Origin of the sequence: Intestinimonas timonensis (genome assembly GCF_900626145.1) — a bacterium.
Lineage (GTDB): Bacteria > Bacillota > Clostridia > Oscillospirales > Oscillospiraceae > Intestinimonas > Intestinimonas aquisgranensis.
This window is the reverse complement of sequence record NZ_LR130817.1, coordinates 196592-217377: the sequence shown is the minus strand read 5'-3', so window position 1 is coordinate 217377 and position 20786 is coordinate 196592. Positions and strand designations below refer to the sequence as shown.

21 protein-coding genes and 1 tRNA gene are annotated in these 20786 nt (G+C 55.3%); 17 read left to right on the top strand and 5 right to left on the bottom strand.

From position 1 onward, the window contains the following. Nucleotides 1–14 precede the first annotated feature (14 nt). Entirely contained in the window at nucleotides 15–962 is a 948-nt protein-coding gene (locus E0E29_RS07220) for a 2-hydroxyacid dehydrogenase (RefSeq protein WP_130849286.1), read from the bottom strand. Nucleotides 963–1250: 288 nt separating this feature from the next. Between E0E29_RS07220 and E0E29_RS07215 the strand changes: the two genes are divergently transcribed. Both E0E29_RS07215 and E0E29_RS07210 read left to right on the top strand, forming a co-directional pair. Then, nucleotides 1251–1523 carry a DUF6514 family protein gene (locus tag E0E29_RS07215; RefSeq protein ID WP_130849285.1) on the top strand — a complete coding sequence of 91 codons (273 nt, stop codon included), beginning with the start codon at nucleotides 1251–1253 and terminating at the stop codon, nucleotides 1521–1523. Nucleotides 1524–1617: 94 nt separating this feature from the next. Continuing rightward, nucleotides 1618–1704 (top strand) — tRNA-Leu (locus E0E29_RS07210). A 51-nt stretch (nucleotides 1705–1755) separates the two neighbouring features. On the opposite strand, the gene E0E29_RS07205 is transcribed toward E0E29_RS07210, so the two are convergent. Further along, nucleotides 1756–2013: a DUF4368 domain-containing protein gene (locus tag E0E29_RS07205; RefSeq protein WP_130849284.1), complete on the bottom strand. Its 258-nt coding sequence runs from the start codon at nucleotides 2011–2013 to the stop codon at nucleotides 1756–1758. Between the two features lie 8 nt (nucleotides 2014–2021). Then, nucleotides 2022–2561 carry a ParB N-terminal domain-containing protein gene (locus E0E29_RS07200; RefSeq protein WP_242622427.1) on the bottom strand — a complete coding sequence of 180 codons (540 nt, stop codon included), beginning with the start codon at nucleotides 2559–2561 and terminating at the stop codon, nucleotides 2022–2024. A gap of 1342 nt (nucleotides 2562–3903) precedes the next feature. On the opposite strand from E0E29_RS07200, the gene tnpA reads away from it, so the two are divergent. The 4 genes from tnpA (at nucleotide 3904) to tnpC (E0E29_RS07180) (ending at nucleotide 7407) form a co-directional block, all read left to right on the top strand. Further along, entirely contained in the window at nucleotides 3904–4254 is a 351-nt protein-coding gene (tnpA, locus tag E0E29_RS07195; protein WP_130849283.1) for an IS66 family insertion sequence element accessory protein TnpA, read from the top strand. Then, nucleotides 4248–4604 carry an IS66 family insertion sequence element accessory protein TnpB gene (gene tnpB / locus E0E29_RS07190; protein WP_130849282.1) on the top strand — a complete coding sequence of 119 codons (357 nt, stop codon included), beginning with the start codon at nucleotides 4248–4250 and terminating at the stop codon, nucleotides 4602–4604. The genes tnpA and tnpB overlap by 7 nt, the downstream gene beginning before the upstream one ends. Nucleotides 4605–4661: 57 nt before the next feature. Beyond that, nucleotides 4662–6023: an IS66 family transposase gene (gene tnpC, locus E0E29_RS07185; RefSeq protein WP_130849281.1), complete on the top strand. Its 1362-nt coding sequence runs from the start codon at nucleotides 4662–4664 to the stop codon at nucleotides 6021–6023. Continuing rightward, entirely contained in the window at nucleotides 5995–7407 is a 1413-nt protein-coding gene (gene tnpC, locus E0E29_RS07180; RefSeq protein WP_130849280.1) for an IS66 family transposase, read from the top strand. Before tnpC (E0E29_RS07185) ends, tnpC (E0E29_RS07180) begins: the two co-directional genes overlap by 29 nt. A 415-nt stretch (nucleotides 7408–7822) precedes the next feature. Here tnpC (E0E29_RS07180) and E0E29_RS07175 read toward each other — a convergent pair whose 3' ends face one another. Then, a complete protein-coding gene (locus E0E29_RS07175) occupies nucleotides 7823–8782 on the bottom strand; it encodes a transposase (RefSeq protein WP_242622426.1) in 960 nt (319 codons plus the stop codon). Between the two features lie 431 nt (nucleotides 8783–9213). Here E0E29_RS07175 and rbsK point away from each other — a divergent pair, with 431 nt between their 5' ends. The 3 genes from rbsK to E0E29_RS19005 are packed head-to-tail and all read left to right on the top strand — an operon-like array spanning nucleotide 9214 to nucleotide 10940. Continuing rightward, nucleotides 9214–10116, top strand: a complete 903-nt coding sequence (gene rbsK / locus E0E29_RS07170; RefSeq protein WP_130849279.1) for a ribokinase — start codon at nucleotides 9214–9216, stop codon at nucleotides 10114–10116. A 59-nt stretch (nucleotides 10117–10175) separates the two neighbouring features. Next, nucleotides 10176–10457, top strand: coding sequence for a transposase (locus E0E29_RS19010; protein WP_278045149.1), 282 nt, complete (start codon nucleotides 10176–10178; stop codon nucleotides 10455–10457). A 27-nt stretch (nucleotides 10458–10484) separates the two neighbouring features. Continuing rightward, nucleotides 10485–10940, top strand: coding sequence for an IS5 family transposase (locus tag E0E29_RS19005; protein ID WP_278045148.1), 456 nt, complete (start codon nucleotides 10485–10487; stop codon nucleotides 10938–10940). A 127-nt stretch (nucleotides 10941–11067) separates the two neighbouring features. Here the strand turns inward: E0E29_RS19005 and E0E29_RS07160 are convergent, their stop codons facing one another. Next, complete coding sequence (locus E0E29_RS07160; RefSeq protein ID WP_130849278.1) at nucleotides 11068–11802, bottom strand: Crp/Fnr family transcriptional regulator; 735 nt, start codon at nucleotides 11800–11802, stop codon at nucleotides 11068–11070. A gap of 112 nt (nucleotides 11803–11914) precedes the next feature. Between E0E29_RS07160 and E0E29_RS07155 the strand changes: the two genes are divergently transcribed. The 8 genes from E0E29_RS07155 (at nucleotide 11915) to E0E29_RS07120 (ending at nucleotide 20783) form a co-directional block, all read left to right on the top strand. Continuing rightward, the gene (locus tag E0E29_RS07155; RefSeq protein WP_130849277.1) at nucleotides 11915–13435 is read left to right on the top strand and encodes a YjjI family glycine radical enzyme; all 1521 of its coding nucleotides are present in this window, start codon (nucleotides 11915–11917) and stop codon (nucleotides 13433–13435) included. Continuing rightward, nucleotides 13432–14274: a YjjW family glycine radical enzyme activase gene (locus E0E29_RS07150; RefSeq protein WP_130849276.1), complete on the top strand. Its 843-nt coding sequence runs from the start codon at nucleotides 13432–13434 to the stop codon at nucleotides 14272–14274. Before E0E29_RS07155 ends, E0E29_RS07150 begins: the two co-directional genes overlap by 4 nt. A gap of 92 nt (nucleotides 14275–14366) precedes the next feature. Continuing rightward, complete coding sequence (locus E0E29_RS07145; RefSeq protein ID WP_130849275.1) at nucleotides 14367–15311, top strand: nucleoside hydrolase; 945 nt, start codon at nucleotides 14367–14369, stop codon at nucleotides 15309–15311. Between the two features lie 55 nt (nucleotides 15312–15366). Next, the gene (locus E0E29_RS07140) at nucleotides 15367–16413 is read left to right on the top strand and encodes a BMP family lipoprotein (RefSeq protein ID WP_242622425.1); all 1047 of its coding nucleotides are present in this window, start codon (nucleotides 15367–15369) and stop codon (nucleotides 16411–16413) included. Nucleotides 16414–16510: 97 nt separating this feature from the next. Then, a complete protein-coding gene (locus E0E29_RS07135; RefSeq protein ID WP_130849273.1) occupies nucleotides 16511–18001 on the top strand; it encodes an ABC transporter ATP-binding protein in 1491 nt (496 codons plus the stop codon). Nucleotides 18002–18061: 60 nt separating this feature from the next. Continuing rightward, nucleotides 18062–19060 (top strand): ABC transporter permease, encoded by a 999-nt coding sequence (locus E0E29_RS07130; RefSeq protein WP_242622424.1) that lies wholly within the window; start codon nucleotides 18062–18064, stop codon nucleotides 19058–19060. 2 nt (nucleotides 19061–19062) lie between these two features. Then, on the top strand, nucleotides 19063–19980 hold the full coding sequence (locus E0E29_RS07125; RefSeq protein ID WP_130849271.1) for an ABC transporter permease: 918 nt from the start codon (nucleotides 19063–19065) through the stop codon (nucleotides 19978–19980). Nucleotides 19981–19991: 11 nt separating this feature from the next. Then, nucleotides 19992–20783: a nucleoside phosphorylase gene (locus E0E29_RS07120; protein ID WP_130849270.1), complete on the top strand. Its 792-nt coding sequence runs from the start codon at nucleotides 19992–19994 to the stop codon at nucleotides 20781–20783. The last annotated feature ends 3 nt before the right edge of the window (nucleotides 20784–20786 follow it).

Below are 20786 nucleotides of genomic sequence, written 5' to 3'. Positions count from 1 at the left end.
CTTATGCCCTGCGCTCAGAGAACCCGGTTGACGGGCGCTCCATCCATCCACGCCTTCAGGTTGTCGAAGACGATGTGGCAGCGCTCCTCCATGGACTCGGCGGTGGCGAAGGCCACATGGGGGGTGACAATGGTGTTCTTGGCGTGCAGCAGGGGGTGGTCCTGAGGTACCGGCGGCTCCATCTCAAAGACATCGATGCCGGCGCCTCCCAGATGGCCGCTGTTGAGGGCATCGGCCAGGGCCTGACTGTCCACCACGGGACCACGGGCGGCGTTGATAAGGAGGGCCCCCTCCTTCATTTTGGCAATGGTCTCCCAGTTGATCATGCCCCGGGACTCGTTGTTCAGGGGACAGTGGAGGGAGACGATGTCGGACTGCGCCAGCAGCTCATCCAGGGAGACGAAGGTCATGAAGTCGGGCTCGTCCCCCTTGACGTGGCGCTTGTAGGCCAACACCTTGCAGCCGAAAGCGGCGCACAGATGCGCAGTGCGGGTACCGATGGCGCCGGCGCCCACGATGCCCACTGTCTTGCCCCGGAGCTCCGAACCCACCAGGCCGTCCTTGGTGCCGCCGTTCCGGCAGCGCTCCCCCACCTGGGGCACGTTCCGCAGCAGGGAGAGCATCATGCACAGGCTCAGCTCAGCCACCGCCTGGGTGGAGTAGCCCGCCGCGTTTGACACTGTCACCCCTTTGGCCTTGGCCGCGGCCAGATCTACGTGGTCTACGCCGGTGAAGGCCACATCGATGAACTTCAGATTGGAGCAGCCGGAAATGACCTCCCCGCTGAGGGGCATGTTGGCCAGCATGATGACGTCGGCGTCAGCCGCCCGCTGGAGCTGGACCTTGGGATCGGTATCCTTGGGATAGGCCTCAAAGGTGTGGCCAGCCTCCACAAAGGGCCGGGCGCACTCGTTTAGAAGGGCGTCCGGCACGCCCAGGGACTCCAAAAGTACGATTTTCATCTGTGATCCTCCCATTCTCTGCGGTCCCGGCGGTTGAATACCGCCCCGCGGTTTATGTCGGTAGTCATCATTATACCATCCGTGCCGTCAAAAGCAAGGGTACTACCATTTGTAGAATCGTCCGACGTCTCTCACCTTCCACCATGCTTTTTCGCCAACATTCCCCGTCCCCTCCCCGGCTTTTGGGACGGCTTCGGAGGTTTTCTGTCAGAACAGGCGACTCGTTTCCCTTGAAATTGGAATAATATTACATATAATGGTAATTACAACAAATGAGGAGGGATCGGCATGCGTGAACTGTTCGTCGGCAGCCGCACGGCAGCTGGAGAAGATGGACAGCCCCACCGCTTTGAATACTACGTGCTCATCGGGCAGATGGAGGTAGGAGGACACTTCGCCTGTGAGAGCTATGGCGTCAAGGTCCGGGAAGCCGGCGGCGAGACGGCCGCCATCCCCGACCTCACCGTGAACACCGAACGGATCGACAGCCTCATGGAGCTACTTACCCGAAACACGGTAGGCCCCGCCGGAGTCCGGGATGTGGTGGACGACTGGCTGTGACCGCAGAGAAATGCTGCGGTTTGAAAAAAGTTGTTGACAAATCCAGCCACAGCAGATATAATAATCCTTGCGATTCAAACGTGGGTCGCATTTTGCGGCTGTGCTGGAACTGGTAGACTGGCAAGCTTGAGGTGCTTGTGTCCGTATGGGCGTGCGGGTTCGACTCCCGCCAGCCGCACCATGGCGAGTGTTCTTACAGCATTTGAAAGGCTGTTAAGAACACCCGCCTTTTTTATACAGCGAGTTGACCTGGGGCGTAGTTGACAACTACGCCTTTTCTTGTATTTACCGACACCTGGGGCGCTGGGAGTGGGAATACATCGGGGATGAAGATGGCCCCCACACAGTTGTAATGGATCACCAGGTGCTGCTCCCATATCCCGTCGATCTTCTCCGCTTGGTGGACTTCGATGTGATCGATCAGTTCATTGAGCATCCTGGGGGTCAGGGCCTTGGCTCTGGTATATTTGCGGACGGTGGAGATAAACATGTCCGCCGTTACCCGCCGTCCTCACGGGGACGGACGATAGCGGGCTGGGTTACGCCCTTATCCCGGACGCTGGACACCATAGCCTTCATTTCCTCGTCATTACGGACTTGGAAGGGATGATTTTTGAAGGCGTGGAGCTCGGACAGCTTGATATAAACAATCTGTTCCTCCTTGCCCGGGCGGGGAGCCTCGGCAGGAGCCGCAGGCGTTTCAGCCTGAACGGGAGCCTTTACCTCGGGCGTAGCCTTGGCGGGCTTGGGAGCCTTGGGGGATTTCTCCGGTTTCTTGGCGGGAGCGGGTTTCTGCGCCGCCTTGCCCTTCTTGCTGGAAGCCTCTTTCTGTCCGGGAGAAGCAGTTTTTTCCTTGTCTGCCTTGGGTGGACGGCCCCGGCGTTTCGAGGACTGGGACTGTTCCTCCTGCTTGGCCCCGGCCTCCTTGGACGGAGCGGGAGAAGCCGCCTTTTCCGGGACTTTTGCCTCCTGCTGGGCGGCGGCTCGCTCCGTGGCCTTCTTCTCGGCCATGATTTCAGAGAAGTTAAAGACCGACACGCTGGCGGCCTTTTGCTCCTTGAGAGCGTCTGCGGCCTTGTCCTGTGAAACTGGAGCCTCCTGTGCGGGAGCTTCGGCCTTATCCGGGGCGGGAACCTTGGGAGCGGGCTGTTCCTGTTTGGGAACCTGTGCGGCTGCTTCGGGCTGGGCGGGGCAGGGCCAGAGCCCGGCCCGGTTGCGTCAGTTACGATTTTTGCTTTTTCATCGGCCATTCGCATTTCCTCCTTCTTATTTGATGGCATGAAAAAAGAGCCTGACTTTTGCAGTCAAGCCCCGCTTGTAGGAATACCTCCTTCCTCTGCCTATGAAAAAACCGCCCTGTGTCTCATTAGGGCGGTAATTTCAGTAGGTTGGCAGTCCATATTTGGTTGTTTTATTGTGTATCCCTTTGTCCACCGACGCAAATGAGTGTACAAAAGAGAAAGCTGAGTTATTGGGGTATCGAGTTTGTTTCTGGGGATAATCATTTCTTTGATGCTCCACTGTTTTGTCGCTTTTTGAGTTATGTGCAGGGACTACCTGCTGATGAAAAATTATTCAGAGATGAAAAAAACAACAAGGCAGTAGCGCTATCAAGTATAAGAGATGAAACCAAGCAAGGCTTACATTATTTTTCTTTTTACAACTCCAAAAATGAAAAGAAAATGTAGCAAAGTCAGCCGAACCAGTCAACAATCAAGTTGAACAGCGCATTTTTTGAGCCGCTGTTGACAGCCCCGCCTGTCTTTGCTGATGGGCACCCAAGGCGGGCAAGCCCCAAGGGTGCTTGCCCGCCCTTTTGGGCTTTGGGGAATGGCGTTCCGTAGCTTTGGGACACTTTGTCTCAGCACTGCGGGAGACGAAAGACGAGGGACGGGGGCTTGTATACCTGCCGCCGCTCTCTGAAAACAGACGGGCTTTTTGTTCCCTCCCAGTCACAAAAAATCCGCCTGTTTTCCTGACGATGGAAGCGGGGTGCATATCGCACCGCCCCCCGCTTCCCCCGCCAGCCGCGCCAGCAGGTATAACACACTACACCTTGCAAGCAAGGTCGTGTGCCAAAGGGGAGGAAGATTCCCCTTTGGAAACCCCTGGTTTTGTCGGAGTGTGGCCAAAGACCGCATTTCTGCGCCCACGTCCCCACCCCTCCGAAACCCAAAGAAGCGGCGCAGACCAGCCCACCCCACGGGCTGATCTACGCCGCTTCTTTACTCGGCCTGCGGGCCGGGACGGGAGAAAACGTATTGGGAAAAATCGTGTTTTCGGGTAACCGTCAAAGGAGCAGGCGGATAGACATGTATGAGATAATAGTGCTGGAACGTAGCGGAACGTTCCAGCACTATTTTGTACGGGGGGTCTTGCAGTGACATCTATCGAGTTGAAACACCAGGCACAGTTACAGGAATGGGCTTCAGCAATCAAGGAATGCCGGAGCAGCGGGCGATCGGTTCGGGAATGGTGCAGGCAACAGGGGATCACACCAACTACATATTATCGCTGGGAGCGAGAAGCACTGTCTGTTGCTGGCAGCATGGCACAGCAGGAAGGACAGGACAGGGTTGCCTTTGCAAAAGTGCCGATTCCAAGGCGGGAATGCCGCAACGAAGCAGAACATTCCGCTACGCTGTATGTCGGGAATGTGAGAATGGATATCTATCCGTCGTGTGGGATGGAGCAGCTGAAAATATTGGTTGAGATGCTGCACATATGCTGAACGATTTTAGTTGCAGCTGTCCGGTGTACATCGCCTGCGGATACACAGACCTGCGGCGGGGCATTGATGGACTGGCCACTCTGGTAAAGAGCCAGTTCCAGATGGACCCGTTTCAGCGGGTGCTGTTTCTCTTCTGCGGGCGGCGGCGGGACCGGCTCAAGGCGCTTTACTGGGAAGGAGACGGCTTTCTGCTGCTGTATAAGCGTCTGGAGAGCGGCAGTTTCCAATGGCCCCGGAGTACGAAGGAAGTGCAGGCCCTGACGCCTCAACAGTACCGCTGGCTGATGGAGGGACTGAAGACAGAGCAGCCCAAGGCAAACAAAGCAGTGAGCGGCCTGAGCGTGATCTGATACCGGAAAGCATTGAAAATGCTGGCTTTTTAACCTGTTTTATGGTATCATTTTCTCATGGAAAACAAGAAGAACACTGCCGCAAGCACCCCGGAAATGGTGACCATCTCACGGGCGGAATATGAAGAATTGAAGCTCCAGAACCAATGGCTTCTGGAGCAGCTTGGTCTTGCAAAAAAACGGCAGTTTGGCACATCCTCAGAGCGGCTCCAGGAGGGCCTAATGGACCAACTGTCTCTCATGGCAAATGAGGCGGAGGCCTACGCCTATGGGACGAAAAATGCCACAGCGGAACAGGTGGCGGTGAAGGCCCATGCCCGCAAGCGGCACAGCGGCAATGTACTGGATATCGTGCCGGAGGGAACCCCTACGGAAGTGGTGGAGCACCGCCTTTGCGAAGAAGAGCGCACCTGTGATACCTGCGGTGCCGTGATGGAGGAGATTGGGAAAGAGGTGCACCGGAGCCTGAAGATGGAGCCGGCCCGGTTCTGGATCCGGGAGGATGTGTACTACACCTACGCCTGCAAGCAGTGCGAGGCGGAAACAGGCGAAGGCAATCTCCGGAAAACACCCAAACAGCCGACGCTCTGCCCAGGCAGCTTCGCCTCACCAGAGGCGGTAGCCCATATCATGACGCAGAAATTCGTCATGTACGCGCCGCTGTACCGTCTGGAGCAGGAGTTCCAGCGGCAGGGGCTGAAGCTGTCCCGGCAGACGATGGCCAACTGGATCCTGCAGGCCTCGGACACCTGGCTGCGGCCGGTGTATGACGCCCTGCACCGGAAGCTGTGCCGGGAAACCGTGCTGCACGGGGATGAGACCACGCTGCAGGTGCTGAAGGAACCGGGCAGGACTTCTACAAGCAAGTCCTATATGTGGGTCTACCGGACCAGCGGCTGCGCCGAGTATCCCATTGTCCTGTATGAGTACCAGCCCAGCCGGAAGGCGGAGCACGCGGCGGCCTTCCTCAAGAACTTCTCCGGCTGGCTGCACGCAGACGGCTACCAGGGCTACCACAAGCTGCCCGAGAATATCCGGGTGGTGGGCTGCTGGGCTCATGCCAGGCGAAAATTTGACGAGGCGCTGCAAACGCTGCCCAAAGAGAAACGGCAGGAATCTCTGGCGGCCACTNAAACACCCAAACAGCCGACGCTCTGCCCAGGCAGCTTCGCCTCACCAGAGGCGGTAGCCCATATCATGACGCAGAAGTTTGTCATGTACGCGCCACTGTACCGTCTGGAGCAGGAGTTCCAGCGGCAGGGGCTGAAGCTGTCCCGGCAGACGATGGCCAACTGGATCCTGCAGGCCTCGGACACATGGCTGCGGCCGGTGTATGACGCCCTGCACCGGCNAGTTTGGCACATCCTCAGAGCGGCTCCAGGAGGGCCTAATGGACCAACTGTCTCTCATGGCAAATGAGGCGGAGGCCTACGCCTATGGGACGAAAAATGCCACAGCGGAACAGGTGGCGGTGAAGGCCCATGCCCGCAAGCGGCACAGCGGCAATGTACTGGATATCGTGCCGGAGGGGACCCCCACGGAAGTGGTGGAGCACCGCCTTTGCGAGGAGGAGCGCACCTGTGATGCCTGCGGCTCAGTTATGGAGGAGATTGGGAAAGAGGTGCACCGGAGCCTGAAGATGGAGCCGGCCCGGTTCTGGATCCGGGAGGATGTGTACTACACCTACGCCTGCAAGCAGTGCGAGGCGGAAACAGGCGAAGGCAATCTCCGGAAAACACCCAAACAGCCGACGCTCTGCCCAGGCAGCTTCGCCTCACCAGAGGCGGTAGCCCATATCATGACGCAGAAATTCGTCATGTACGCGCCGCTGTACCGTCTGGAGCAGGAGTTCCAGCGGCAGGGGCTGAAGCTGTCCCGGCAGACGATGGCCAACTGGATCCTGCAGGCCTCGGACACCTGGCTGCGGCCGGTGTATGACGCCCTGCACCGGAAGCTGTGCCGGGAAACCGTGCTGCACGGGGATGAGACCACGCTGCAGGTGCTGAAGGAACCGGGCAGGACTTCTACAAGCAAGTCCTATATGTGGGTCTACCGGACCAGCGGCTGCGCCGAGTATCCCATTGTCCTGTATGAGTACCAGCCCAGCCGGAAGGCGGAGCACGCGGCGGCCTTCCTCAAGGACTTTTCCGGCTGGCTGCACGCAGACGGCTACCAGGGCTACCACAAGCTGCCGGAGAACATCCGGGTGGTGGGCTGCTGGGCTCATGCCAGGCGAAAATTTGACGAGGCGCTGCAAACGCTGCTCAAAGAGAAACGGCAGGAATCTCTGGCGGCCACCGGCGAGTGTTACTGCACCAGGCTGTTTCAGTTGGAGCAGGCTCTCGTGGAACTGACGCCGGAAGAGCGCTATACCAAGCGGCTGGAACTGGAGAAACCGGTTCTGGACGCTCTGTTGGCATGGGCAAATGAGACCAGCGCCAAGACGGCGCCCAAGTCCGCCTTGGGCAAGGCACTGCACTATCTGCGGGAGCAGTGGCCCTATCTGGTACGCTATCTGGAGGACGGCAGGCTGGAACTCTCCAACAACCGTGCCGAGCGCAGCATTAAGCCATTCGTCATGGGCCGGAAGAACTGGCTCTTTTCCAACACCCCGGCCGGCGCCCAGTCCAGCGCTGTGATCTACAGCCTGATTGAGACCGCAAAGGAGAACGACCTGGATCCCTACCGCTACCTGGTTTGGCTCCTGCACAACGCGCCTGACATGAGCCAGACGGATGAAGCCTGGGCCGAATCTTTCCTCCCGGTGAACGCACCCCAGGAATGCAGAAGTCCTAAATCATAATAGAACTGCAGGCCGCCATCTCAATGCACAGGCACTGAGATGGCGGCCTTTTTATGCGCAGGGAGATTTGACGGTTACGAGATACCCGTGAGTGGAATGACATGATTCAGTTCATTCTTAATCGCAAAGCTGACTTTGATAGTGCATTGACCTTCTTAAAGCAAGCTTCTGCAACCACAATGGGTGCGGTCCATTTTGCAGTTGATCCCACAAACGATTGAGACGGGTGTAGGCATAGGAGATCATAATGACAGCTTCGGCGGAGGGGAGCAGCGCCATTACCGCAAGAGGAACAATCATGCAGGGTCCCCCGAAATTCGATATGTGTGCCGCGAATTTATGACATTTGACATTATTTATTTTTTACGATTGTGTAAAATATAATTATTATAGAGATGCCATATAGGAACATCCATTAAGCGGATCGCCTAAATGATTTAGATGCGCGGTAGGAGTGAGAGCCAGACAAAACAGCGGCCAGAGCAATAGCCAGAGCGGAGATGTGGGCCAGCGTATTGAGGTTTGCCGCACTGTTTCCATTACGCACCCATAATCGTTCCTGCCCAGACGCCTTAAAGCGGGAGTTGTATCTTTCGCACTCTGTACACAAAGCGTATGTCCTCTTGAAAGAGAGGCAGCTGCGGTCAATGGAAAGCCTGTAGTCCGAGGGAATGATCCTGTATTTAACGCAGCCCCTGTTTTTCTTCCCGTTATTCCAATTCTTGTGGTTACAGGGGCAAACACCGCGCTTGGACTGGCGGAATGGGAAGCAGAATTTTTGACGGATACGACCGTTGCCGGTGGTTTTGCCATCTTTGTGCATAGCCAGTCCAGCATCACAGATCAGGTTGCCCGCAGGAAGGGCTTTGCTCTTGGAATTGCGTTTTTTGAGGGGTATAAAGGCTTCACCGGCATAGACCGATTTCACGGTGTTGTAGATGCTTTTAACATCGTAATCGTAGCCCTTATCCGCAAGAAAGGAACACCCCTGCAAAGGGATTATCTGGTTGGCTGCGGCGAGGATGTCAAGGGCAACCGTGGAATCCATGATGTTGGCTGGTGTGGTTAGCTCGTATAGGGGCAACCCGGAGATACAGTCTACCAGCACATGGCTTTTGTATCCCCAGTAGAACTCATACCGGCGTTCATTGTGCTGGTTAGAAGCTGAATGGACTCCCAACGCACAGTCTGGATCGCATTTCGGATGAACCTCTTTGGAGAATTTGGTCTTTACAAAGGACTTGGGATTGTTCTGCTTTGTGTTCGCCATGATGGGGGTAGAGTCCAGACCAACGAAGGAGGCGTCCGCTAGACCCAACTCGTACAGTTGCCGCAGGAAGCGGTCATAGGTCCAGTAGGACGGCAGAGGCTCCATGATATTGAAGCCACAGTAGTGGGCGATGAGCCGGTTGTTGTTCAGATAATCGGCCAGGTCGGTGACTTGAGAGAACCCCCTCGCATTTCATGACAATGAGGGAGCAGAGCATAGCTTCTTTGGGGAAGCCACGCCGTCCAGTTGCCGCTCTGGGCAGCGTGAAGTCCAGACTGCTAAAAAGCTTGCCGTAGAACACAGCGGCGCTTTGGGATGTAAACAACGTCACATCCTGGATGATTTCCTGTCGGTAGATAGCGGCCAGCCCCTTTCTGGTTGGTTTTTCTGCAAGTTAATTTTACCAAAAAGGGGCTTCGCTTTCTATATCAATGGAGTGATTTCCGGTTTCAGCCATGGCCGGAATCCCTTGCAATGACTACTTTTTTTGAATTTTGCTCATGGCTGTAATTATTACAAACAGGAAGGTGATGCAGATGAAAAAAATATTGGTTATCGGAAGCCTGAATATGGATACGGTAATTGAAACGCCGTACATGCCTCAGTCTGGCGAAACCCTCGCCGGCAAAAGCATCACACTGGTCCCCGGCGGTAAAGGTGCCAATCAGGCCTATACCGTCGGCAAGCTCGGCGGTGATGTCAGCATGATCGGCGCTGTCGCAGACGACAGCATCGGCACAGTGCTGAAAGCAAATTTGGAATCCGTAGGCGTGAATACTTCCGGCATTTCCACTCTGCCCGGCGCCACCACCGGCCAAGCATTTATCACCGTGGACGATAATGGCGCCAACTCGATTATTCTGATCGCTGGTACCAACGGCTTGGTCTCCAGGGAGATAATCGATCAACACCAAAACCTGATCCAAGCCTGCGACATCGTTATGATGCAGCTGGAGATTGACTGGAACGTCGTGGCTTACGCAAAGGATCTGGCGGTATCCATGGGGAAAACGGTCATCATCGACCCTGCGCCCGCACTGCCCGGTCTGCCGGACTCATTCTGGCAGGGCGTGGACTACATCAAGCCCAATGAAACGGAACTGGAGATTCTGGCAGGCAGGCCCCTCAGCTGCCAAGCGGATCTGGCGGCAGCCGCCGGTGAAATGTTCTCCAAAGGTGTTCGAAATGTCATGGTCTCCCTGGGTGGCGACGGATGTCTGCTGATGAACCGGGAGGGAACGCATTTTTATCCTGCCAAAAAGGCGCATGCCGTGGATACCACTGCAGCGGGCGACTGCTTCATGGGGGCATTTGCTCTGGCGCTGAGCAAGGGTGCGGACGTTGCGGAGGCCATCACCTATGGTCAGAAAGCCTCCGCCATCGCAGTTACCCGCAAAGGCGCCCAGTCCTCCATTCCCAATCCAGAAGAAATTCAATAATGAGACTAGGCCTTGTTTGAAAAATAAAAGTTGCACAAGAAACCAAGTTATGCGAAACTATGAGCATGAAACGATATGAATTAACAAAAGAACAATGGGAACGAATCAAGCCGCTGCTGCCACCGGAAGAAACGGGAAAGCGGGGTCATCCCCGGAAGGATAACCGGATCATGCTCAACGGAATGCTCTGGATCGTCCGGAGCGGTGCGCAGTGGCGTGAGCTGCCGGAGACCTATGGTCCTTGGCAGTCTATATACGCAAGATTCGCCAAATGGCGGAATGAGGGCACTCTGGAAGCGGTATTCCACACACTGTCTGCGGACGCGGATATGAGAACCTGAGCATGGACTCCACTTGCGTAAAGGTGCATGAAAGCGCAAATGGCGGGGAAAAAAACGGCGGATAAGGCGGTTGGCCGTACCAAAGGCGGGTGGAACACAAAGCTCCACGCTGTCGTAGACGGTCTAGGAAACCCGGTGGAGTTCCTTCTCTCCGCTGGAAATGACCACGATTCGGTTCACGCTGTTGAACTGCTGAAAAAGGTCAGAATCGGCGGGAGTGCCGTGCTGGCAGACCGGGCCTATGGTGCCCGGACGATTCGGGAATATATCTCAGCGCACGGGGCCAGCTATGTAATCCCGCCGCAAAGCAACGTTTCCGATCCCTGGCCGGTTGACTGGCATCTGTATAAAGAACGCCATCTGGTGGAGTGTTTTTTCCAGAAAATCAAGTGGTTTCGCAGAATCGCCACCAGATATGACAAGTCGGATGCTTCCTTCCTAGCCTTTGTGTATCTTGCCTCCATCGCTATTTTGTTGCTTTAGCACAATCTCCGCCTTTTTTCAAACAAGCCCTAATCGCAAAGCTGAAAGACTGGCAGACCTTGAGTCTGCCAGTCTTTTTGTTCATCCTGATATTCTATAAAACGAAACCGTTGTATTCAAAACAGTACTACTTATCCAAATCCATCAATTCCGCTTCAATTTTTAAATACTGTTTCCTTGAAATCCATATTTTTCCCTTTTGTGAGGACAATATTCCCTCTTCATAGAACTTGTCCAGGTGTCGGTAAAGGGTCCTGAGATTCATATTCAGATCCTGCGCCAGCTCTTTCTTCTGAATTTGGACCGTCACTGGGAAAGGCCGCTCCGCGCAGTAGTGATACAATTTCAACAGGATACTCCGGCGGGGTACATCCAGCATCAGCTGATCTGTAGTCTGCACATGCTCTCTAAAGAAAATGCATAAGAACTGCATGGACATCATCAGCAGCTCAGGGTCGGACTGGACGATCTTCATATAACTGGCCACAGGGATTTTTGCATAGGTACAGTCTGTGATGCATTTCATGGACACAGTATGGCAGCGTTCATCCGTCGAAGCCTCGATCAGGCCGAAGATCTGCATGGCATCCCGAGTTGAGTCCGTAAACAGTTTCCCACCCTGATTGTACTTTTCGACACAGCACGTCCCCTCCAGCAGAATATAGATATATTGCAGCGGCTGAAATATATGGAATAAATAGGTGTTGGCCTCTTTTCGGTGCACCAGATGCGGCGCACAGGCGGAGAGATCCTGAATGGTCTGCGGCGAGTGGGGAAATTGATATGCCTCCTGGATAGAACCATTAAATCCCCGGATGCAGCTGTTAATTTGGTGTAAAAACACCGACGCGTCTTTGTGCATACTAACCAACCTTTTTCAAAAATGACACCTGTCATTTTATTATATTTATTCATATGGTATCATAATTTCACAAGGTCCACAATATCAAAAAACGCGAAAGGAGCAGTCTCTTATGATGAACATTACTGACATGAAAAAAGATGTAAAAGCCGTCATCGACAACTGTGCCCTTACCCATGAGCAAGCGATGATGAACCTGTCTTCGATTCCCTTGAACTATGTAGAATTTTTCGATACCACCCCGCGGTTCCGGGAGCTGCAGGAAGCCGGCGTCCTGTGCACCATGAGCGAAGGCAACGGCACCTACGCCCCCCGCTACGTTCTGCCCGACTATGAAAAGCTGATGCGGGAAGGCTGCAAGTTTCTGAGGCTGGACCCCCCTACCAACCTGTGGGAGGCCGTCACTGTCCTGGAAATCTTCTACCAGCATATTCCCTCTGTCACCCACTTCCCTGTATATCTGGGGCCGGTGGACAAAATGCTGGAACCCTTCATTGAGGATGAGGAAGAAGCCAGAAAGCTGATCCGTCACTTCCTGATCTTCCTGGACCGCACCATCTCCGACTCCTACTGCCATATGAATCTGGGGCCCGAAGAGACCCGCGCCGGCCGCATGATCGTGGAGATCCAGAAGGAGCTGTGGGAAAACGCCATTCCCTCCATGACACTGCTGTACGATCCCGACATTACCCCAGACGATTTTGCAAAGCTCTGCGTGGAATGCGCTTTGGCCTGCGCCAAGCCCAGCTTCGCCAATCACAAGGAGTACAGCAAGTTCTACACTACCCCCTATGGTATTGCCAGCTGCTACAACGCTCTGCCCATCGGCGGCGGCGCTTTCACGCTGTCCCGCATCGTGCTGAGCAGATTGGCCGAACGGGCCAAGGACAGCGAGCATCTGATCAACGATCTGCTGCCGATTGCCGCCAAGGAGCTGTGCGACTACATTGAGAAAAAAATTACTTTCTTGGTGGAGGAGACGCACTTCTTCAAGTCTAACTTCCTGGTCCAGGAGGGTTTTGTCAGCTTGGACAGATTCACCGGCATGTTCGGTCTGGTAGGTATGAACGAATGTGTCAATATTCTGATGGAAAAGGAAGGTAAGAGCGGCACCTACGGCCACAGCGAGGAAGCCGACGCCATGGCAAAACGCATCCTCGATAAACTGACCACGTGCGTGGAAAGCTACGAGAGCCGCTTCTGCGACTGCACCGGTCATCACTTCTCCCTCCATGCCCAGGTCGGCATCGCCGATGACTATTCCATCAGCCCCGGCGTACGCATCGCAATCGGTGACGAGCTGCCCCTGCATGAGCACCTGCTCCACTGCAGTCAGTTCCACCCCTATTTCAAATCCGGTGTGGGCGATATTTTCCCCTTCGACGAGACTGCCAAGCGCAACCCCGACGCCATCGTCGACCTGATCAAGGGCGGCTTTGCCCAGGGCATGCGCTACTTCTCTACTTATGGTTCTGACGCTGACGTCATCCGCATCACCGGCTATCTGGTTAAGAAGTCTGACATCGCCAAGCTCGATGCCGGCATTGCTGTTCAGCAGGCCAACGCCACCTGGGGGCTTGGCGAGGTCCGCAACAGCCGCATTCTGGAAAGAAAGGTGCGGAGTCTGGAATGAAAGCGCTTGTCAACAGAATCATCCACACCAGCGTCGTGGATGGGCCCGGAAACAGAGCCGCGATCTTCCTCCAGGGCTGCAATTACACCTGCAGCTACTGCCATAATCCCGAAACCATCAATCGCTGCGTCCATTGTGGTGTCTGCGTCTCTGCCTGCCCCACCGGGGCCCTGACCATGGAGCAGGGCAAGGTAGTCTGGCGGGAGGAGAAGTGCTGCAAATGTGACCAGTGTCTGGCCGCCTGTCCCAATATGGCCTCTGCCAAGGTCCGAGAATATTCCGCATCTGAGGTGATGGCGCTGCTGAAGAATGACCTGCCCTTCATCCGGGGCATCACCGTCTCCGGCGGCGAATGCTCCCTACAGCGGGATTTCCTGCTGGAGCTGTTTACCTTGGCCAAAGAAAAGAAGCTCACCTGCCTGATGGACAGCAACGGCAGCTACGACTACACGGCTGATGCTGAACTGATGGCTGTATGCGACGGCGTCATGCTGGATGTGAAGGCCTGGAATGACGGCCTGCACCGCAAGCTCACCGGCATGGGCAGCCGGATGGTCATCGACAATGCCGTCAAGCTCGCCAAAGCTGGCAAGCTGGAGGAGATTCGCACCGTAGTGGTACCGGGTTATCTGGACAGCGAGCAGACGGTGACTGAAATCACCCGGCTTCTGGCCCCCTTCTTGGAAACGGGTTCCATCCGCTACAAGATCATCGCCTACCGCCCCTTCGGCGTCCGGCAACCCTTTCGCAGCCAGTTGCGGGTCCCCACCGCCGATGAACTTCAGCATCTGGCGGATATTGCCAGACGCAACGGCTTTACCGACATTGTGCTGATCTGATATCAGCAGCGCCGCATGAGGAAACACAAGGCAATAAAACCGCAGGTTTTTTGTAACTGGATCTCCAAAATACATATAAAGATAGGAAAAACGTGAAGATATTTATTGATTGCGATCCCGGTGTGGATGATTCCATTGCAATCTTGTTCGCCCTGTTCCGAAAGGATGTGGAAATTGTTGGTATTTCCACTAGTGTTGGCAACGTATCCGCTTCCAAGGGCGCTGAAAACGCAATGCGTATTCTGAAGCTGGCTGGTTATGAAGGCAAGATCCCCGTATGTGCCGGTGCTGAGAAGCCCCTGCGGGGTGAATGTGAGGACTTCCCCACCTTCATCCACGGCGTCAACGGCACCGGAAATGTGGAGCTTCCCGCAACGTCCCAGCGCCCGATGGACATGGATGTTTCTGACTTCATGTATCAGAAGGCCTGTGATCACGCAGGCGAACTGGTTTTAATTTCCCTGGGAAGAATGACAAACCTGGCCAACACCCTGGCAAGATATCCTGATTATGCCGGAAAGATCAAGCGCGTCGTGGCCATGGGTGGTACGGTGTATGCGTCTGGCAACGTCAGTCCTGTGGTAGAAGCTAACATCGGCGGTGACCCCGAGGCGGCCGACATCGCCATGCAGGCCGATTGGGACATGACGTTGGTGGGGCTTGACGTGACCACCGTGACCCATCTCACCCGTGCCGATGTAGACAAGCTGCTGCGCTGCTGCAATCCTGCAAAGAAGGATGCCGTATCCTTCATCTCCAAGGCGTTACAGCACTATATGAACGGCAGCCGCATCCAAAACTACACCATGGAGTACAGTCCCCTCCACGACCCCCTTGCCATGGTGGTCGCTGTGGATCCCAGCGTGGTAACCACCCGCAAAATGGTGACCCGTGTAGAATGCGGCGGCACCTACTGCCGCGGCAAAATCGTGGTGGACCTACGTGAGCAGCCCATTAAGGGCAGATTCGTCGAGCACTGCCTGGAGGTCAACTCCAGAAAGGCGCTGAATGAACTGTTCGCAGCATTCCAGAACTGATTATTTTGGGCCCAACATACATGCGGCAAACATTGCCGTAATACAGGAGGATATGATGAAAAAGACGATTGCAATTGTGATGGCCGTCATGCTGGCCTGCGCTCTGTTCGCAGGCTGCGGCAAAAGCGAAGATATCGCTCTTCCCGCCAGCAGCAGCGCGCAGTCTGAGCTGAAGGCTGCATGCATCCTGGGCGTCGGTGGTCTGGGTGACCAAGGCTACAATGACCTGATCTACGCAGGTATGGAGCGCGCCAAGAACGAGCTGGGCATCGATTTCGATTACGCCGAACCCAAGCAGGTTTCTGATTTCGAGCAGATCATGCGCGACATGAGTGACTCCGGCGAGTACATTGTAATCGTCTGTGTTGGTTTCGATCAGATGGATGCTCTGTCGACCGTCGCCCCTGACTACCCCGATCAGAACTATGCATTCATTGATGGCGTCATTGACGCGGACAACATCGTCTCTTACTCCTGCTGTGAGCAGGAAGGCTCCTTCCTGGTAGGCGCTATGGCTGCCCTGATGAAGCAGGACGCCGCCACCTACGGCCTGAACGACAACAACCAGATTGCCTTTGTCGGCGCGATGGAGAACGACACCATCCTGCGCTTCGCGGCCGGCTACGACGCAGGCGCTAAGTACATCAACCCCGACATCGAAGTCGACATCAAGTATGTTGGCGGTGACAATCCCTTCGGCGACACCACTACCGCCAAGGAAATCGCTCTGAGTCAGTTCAACACCGGCAGTGATATCATCTATCAGGCAGCGGGCGGCTCCGGCTTGGGCGTCTTCACAGCCGCACAGGAAGCCGATTTTATAGCCATCGGCTGCAACTCCAACCAGAACATCATCGACCCCGACCACATCGTCGCAAGTATGCTCAAGCGCGTTGACACCGCCGCATTTGAGATCGTCAAGGCAGCTTCCGAGGGTACGCTGCAGCCGGGCGAGCAAGTCGTCCTTGGTCTGGCCCAGGGCGGTATCGGCTACACTTTGGAGGGCAGCAACATCCAGATTTCCGATGAAATCGTCGAGCAGTTGAAAGGTCTGGAGCAGAAGATTATCAATGGCGAGATTGAGGTCCCCGCAAAGTTCTGATCTGCCGGCATGAATAACGAAGGGCACCGCAATTTATATGGGCAGTATTGCGGTGCCCTTTCCGTTTCCTGATTATCTACACAAGAGGTGTCAATTGATGTATGCAGTAGAGATGATTGGAATTACCAAGCGCTTCGGAGATTTCACCGCCAATAACAAGGTGAATCTTCTTGTTGAAAAGGGCGAGATCCACTGTCTCTTGGGGGAAAACGGAGCTGGCAAGACCACATTGATGAACGTGCTCTTCGGTCTGTATAAGCCCGAGGAAGGCACCGTGAGAATCAACGGTAAAACCGTGGAAAACCACTCCTCCCGCAACGCTTTCCATCTGGGGCTGGGCATGGTTCATCAGCACTTTATGCTGGTGGATGCGCTGACGATCTGGGAAAATGTTATCATCGGCAACGAGCTTGGCAAGTTTACCATCAATGAAAAGGAAAGCATCCATGCTGTACAGGCACTGGCTGATCAGTATAATTTCGACCTGGACGTCACCCAGAAGGTTTCCGAGCTGTCCGTCGGCAAGAAGCAGCGCGTTGAGATCCTAAAGACCTTGTACCGCGGCGCCAATATCATCATTCTTGATGAACCCACCGCCGTTCTCTCGCCTCCTGAAGTCCTGCAGCTGCTGGATATCCTGCGGGATATGAAGAGCGAGGGCAAAACCATCGTCTTCATCACCCACAAGCTCAACGAAATCAAGGTTGTGGCAGACCATGTCACTGTCCTGCGCGCCGGTGAGTCTGTGGAGACCTGCGCCGTGGCCGACAAGAGCGTCACGGACTTGGCTAATATGATGGTCGGCCACGAAGTCTCCTTCGATCAGAAGCGCGAGGACCAGGTCCCCGGTGAAGTAGTCCTGTCCCTTCGGAATGTCCGTTTGCTGCCCAATGCACAGAACACAGTGTCCTTCGATATCCGCGCAGGTGAGATCGTGGGCATTGCCGGCGTCGAAGACAATGGCCAGCAGCAGCTTGAAGAGATGATCATGGGTTTCACAAAATGCAAAGAGGGCAGCATCGTCCTGCTGGGCGACGATATCACCAAATGGAACACCAAAAAGCGCTGCGCCAAGGGTATCGGCTATATTCCCTCCGACCGGTTGAAGCGGGCAATTCTGTCCGGCTTTTCCATCGTGGATAACTATCTGCTGGGTTCTCAGTTCTCTGCCGAATATGTCAGCCACGGTTTGATCAAGAAGAAACATCTGCTGGAACGGACCAAGGCGTTGATGAAGAGCTTCGACGTCCGTGCTGTTGATGAGAATCAGTCCATCGGCTCCCTCTCCGGCGGCAACCAGCAGAAGATGGTCCTCAGCCGCGCAGTCGCCAAGGGCGCCGACTTTGTCATCGCCTGCCAGCCCGTCCGCGGTCTGGACATCGGCGCCATTCAGTATATCCACGAGATCCTCCTGGACCTCCGCCGTCAGGGAAAGGCCATACTCCTGATCTCTGCAGAACTGACGGATATCCGCAAGCTCAGCGATCGGATTGCCGTCCTGTACAAGGGCGAGGTGCTGGCGCTGAAGAAAAACGAAGACTACACCACCGAAGCAATCGGATTGCTGATGGCCGGACAGAAGGAGTGAGCAGAAGACATGGGAAATAAAGGGAGATTAAAACCCACACTGGGAGATCTGGCCATTTCTATGGCCGCAATTTTATTCTCGTTTGTGATCTCCGCACTAATCATGCTGGCGGCAGGCTACAACCCCCTCCAGGCATTTTCCGCCATGCTCAACGGCTCCTTCGGCTCCATGAACTCCATCGCCAACACCCTGGCCAAAGCCACGCCCTTGATTTTTGTCGGCCTTGCCTGTGCTTTCTCCAACAAGGGCGGTATCTTCAACATCGGTGCGGAAGGCCAATTGTATATGGGCGCTTTCGTGGCCACTGTTGTGGCGCTGTCCATGCAGGGGATGCCCCGACTGGTGGTGATCATCGTCTGTATGCTGGCGGGTGCGCTGGCTGGCGGTGCTGTAGGCGGCATGACCGGCATGCTCAAGGCAAAGCTACAGATCAACGAAGTCATCGTCGCCATCATGTTCAACTATATCTGCAAGTTCCTCACCAGCCATTTCGTCAACGGTCCCTTGAAGGAGGCGGGCAGCCAGACTGCCAAGACCATCCACATCGGCGAGGGGTACATGCTAACCAAGCTGGTTCCAAAGACTCAACTGACCACTGCCATCATCCTTGCCCTGATGCTGATGGTCGCACAGTACTTCTTCTTCGCAAAGACCCGTGCAGGCTACAATATCCGTGCCATGGGCGAGAATCCCTTGGCCGCGCAGGCCTCTGGTATCCCCATGTCCGCCACAATCATCCTGACCATGGGCATCAGCGGTGCGTTGGCCGGCCTGGCAGGCGCCACCGAAGTCTTCGGCAAAATGGGCCGCTTCATTGACCTGTTCTCCCCCGGCTATGGCTTTACCGGCATCGCCGTTGCCGTTCTGGGTAGAAATAATCCCTTTGCGGTTCTGCTCAGCGCTCTGCTGTTCGGAATTATCGACGCCGGCTCCTTAAAGATGAGCTATGTGGCTGGCGTTTCCACCAGTATGATCGGTGTGATGCAGGGCCTGGTGATTTTGTTTGTCGCCACGCCCAATCTGGTCAGATTCATCAAAATCAAGAAGGGAAGTAAGTAACTATGGAAGTTTTACAGAGTATTCTTTCAATGAGCATGCTTCTTGCGACCCTTCGTCTGGCGATCCCCCTGACACTGGCGTCCATCGGCGGTGTGCTGTGTGAGCGCAGCGGTATCATTAACCTAGGTATCGAAGGCATGATGCTGATGGGCTCCTTCGGCGCAGTTATCGGCTCCCACATCAGTGGAAATCCCTGGGTTGGTGTACTGTTCGGCGTTTTGGTCGGCGGCCTGTTCGGGCTGTTGCATGCAGTCCTGTGCATTAAATTCCGCACCAACCAGTCTGTCAGCGGCGTCGGTATCAACATCTTTGCCTCCGGCCTGACGGTGGTCCTGTGCCGGGCCATTTGGGATTCTGACGGCAGTAGCGGAACCGTCGCACAGGTTCCCACCATCACCATTCCCGGCCTGAGCAAGATTCCCTTCATTGGCGCCTTCTTCGAAAAACAATCCCCATTTCTGTACATTACCGTCCTGATCGTTTCCATATCCTGGTACATGATGTACAAGACCAACATCGGCCTGCGCCTGCGGACCATCGGCGACCATCCCAAGGCCGCATCCACCGCCGGCGTCGATGTGACACGCTATCGCTATATCTGTGTAACCCTGTGCGGCATGCTGTGCGGTCTGGGCGGCGCATACCTGTCCATCGTGCAGAGCAATCTTTTCGTCAAGGAAATGGTCGCAGGACGCGGCTTCATGGCCATGGCTGCCACGATCTTCGGCGGCTGGAACCCCGTGGGTTCCCTGCTGGCCAGTCTGCTGTTCGCTTTCGCCCAGGCACTGCGCATCAATGTGGCATTCAATCTGCCTGAACGCATCCTGCAGATGCTTCCCTATCTGCTGACGCTGGCCGTGCTCATCGGCTTCGGCCGCCGTGTCCAGGGACCCCAGGCTGCGGGCGATATTAAAGATTAAGAGAGGTAACTATGAGTACTACACTGAATAAAATGTCTGTTACCTTGGGCCAGAAGCAGTATCACATTGCCCTGACGCCCGAGGATATCGGCGAATATGTGCTTCTGCCCGGGGACCCCGCCAGAAGTGATATTGCCGCCAAGTATTTAGACAATGCCGAGTTAAAGGCCAATAACCGGGAGCACCGGACTTTCACCGGCCATTACAAGGGCATCAGGGTTAGCGTCACCTCCACCGGCATGGGTTGCCCCTCCGCCACCATCGCCGCTGAGGAGTTGATAAACATCGGTGCCAAGACCCTGATCCGCATCGGCAGCAGCGCCGCCTTGGACCCCAGAGTCAAGATTGGCGACCTGATGATCTCCATCGGCGCCATGAAAAACGAAGGCACCTCCCGGTTCTATGTCCCCCAAAGCTTTCCCGCTGTACCCGACCTGGAACTGACCAGCGAACTGATCTACACTGCCAAGGAAATGACCCAAGGCACGGATTTCTCTGTTTACACTGGCATTACCTCCTCTGACGATGCCTTCTATGGTGAGACACCGGAGTTCCTGGACAAGCTGCGCTCCTACAAGGTAATGAATCTGGACATGGAATCCTCCGCCCTGTACACCGTAGCCCACCTGCGGGGTGTCAGGGCTGCCACCATCAACGGCACCTCCGGCAACCTGACCAACGCAGAGGTCATCTATACCAAAAAGAATGAGCGGCTCCACGATGCGTGGGAAAAGGAGATTCAGATCGTCCTGGAAACCATCTACCGCATGGAGCAGCGGAAAGCCGCAGAAAGCCAGAGGTGAATG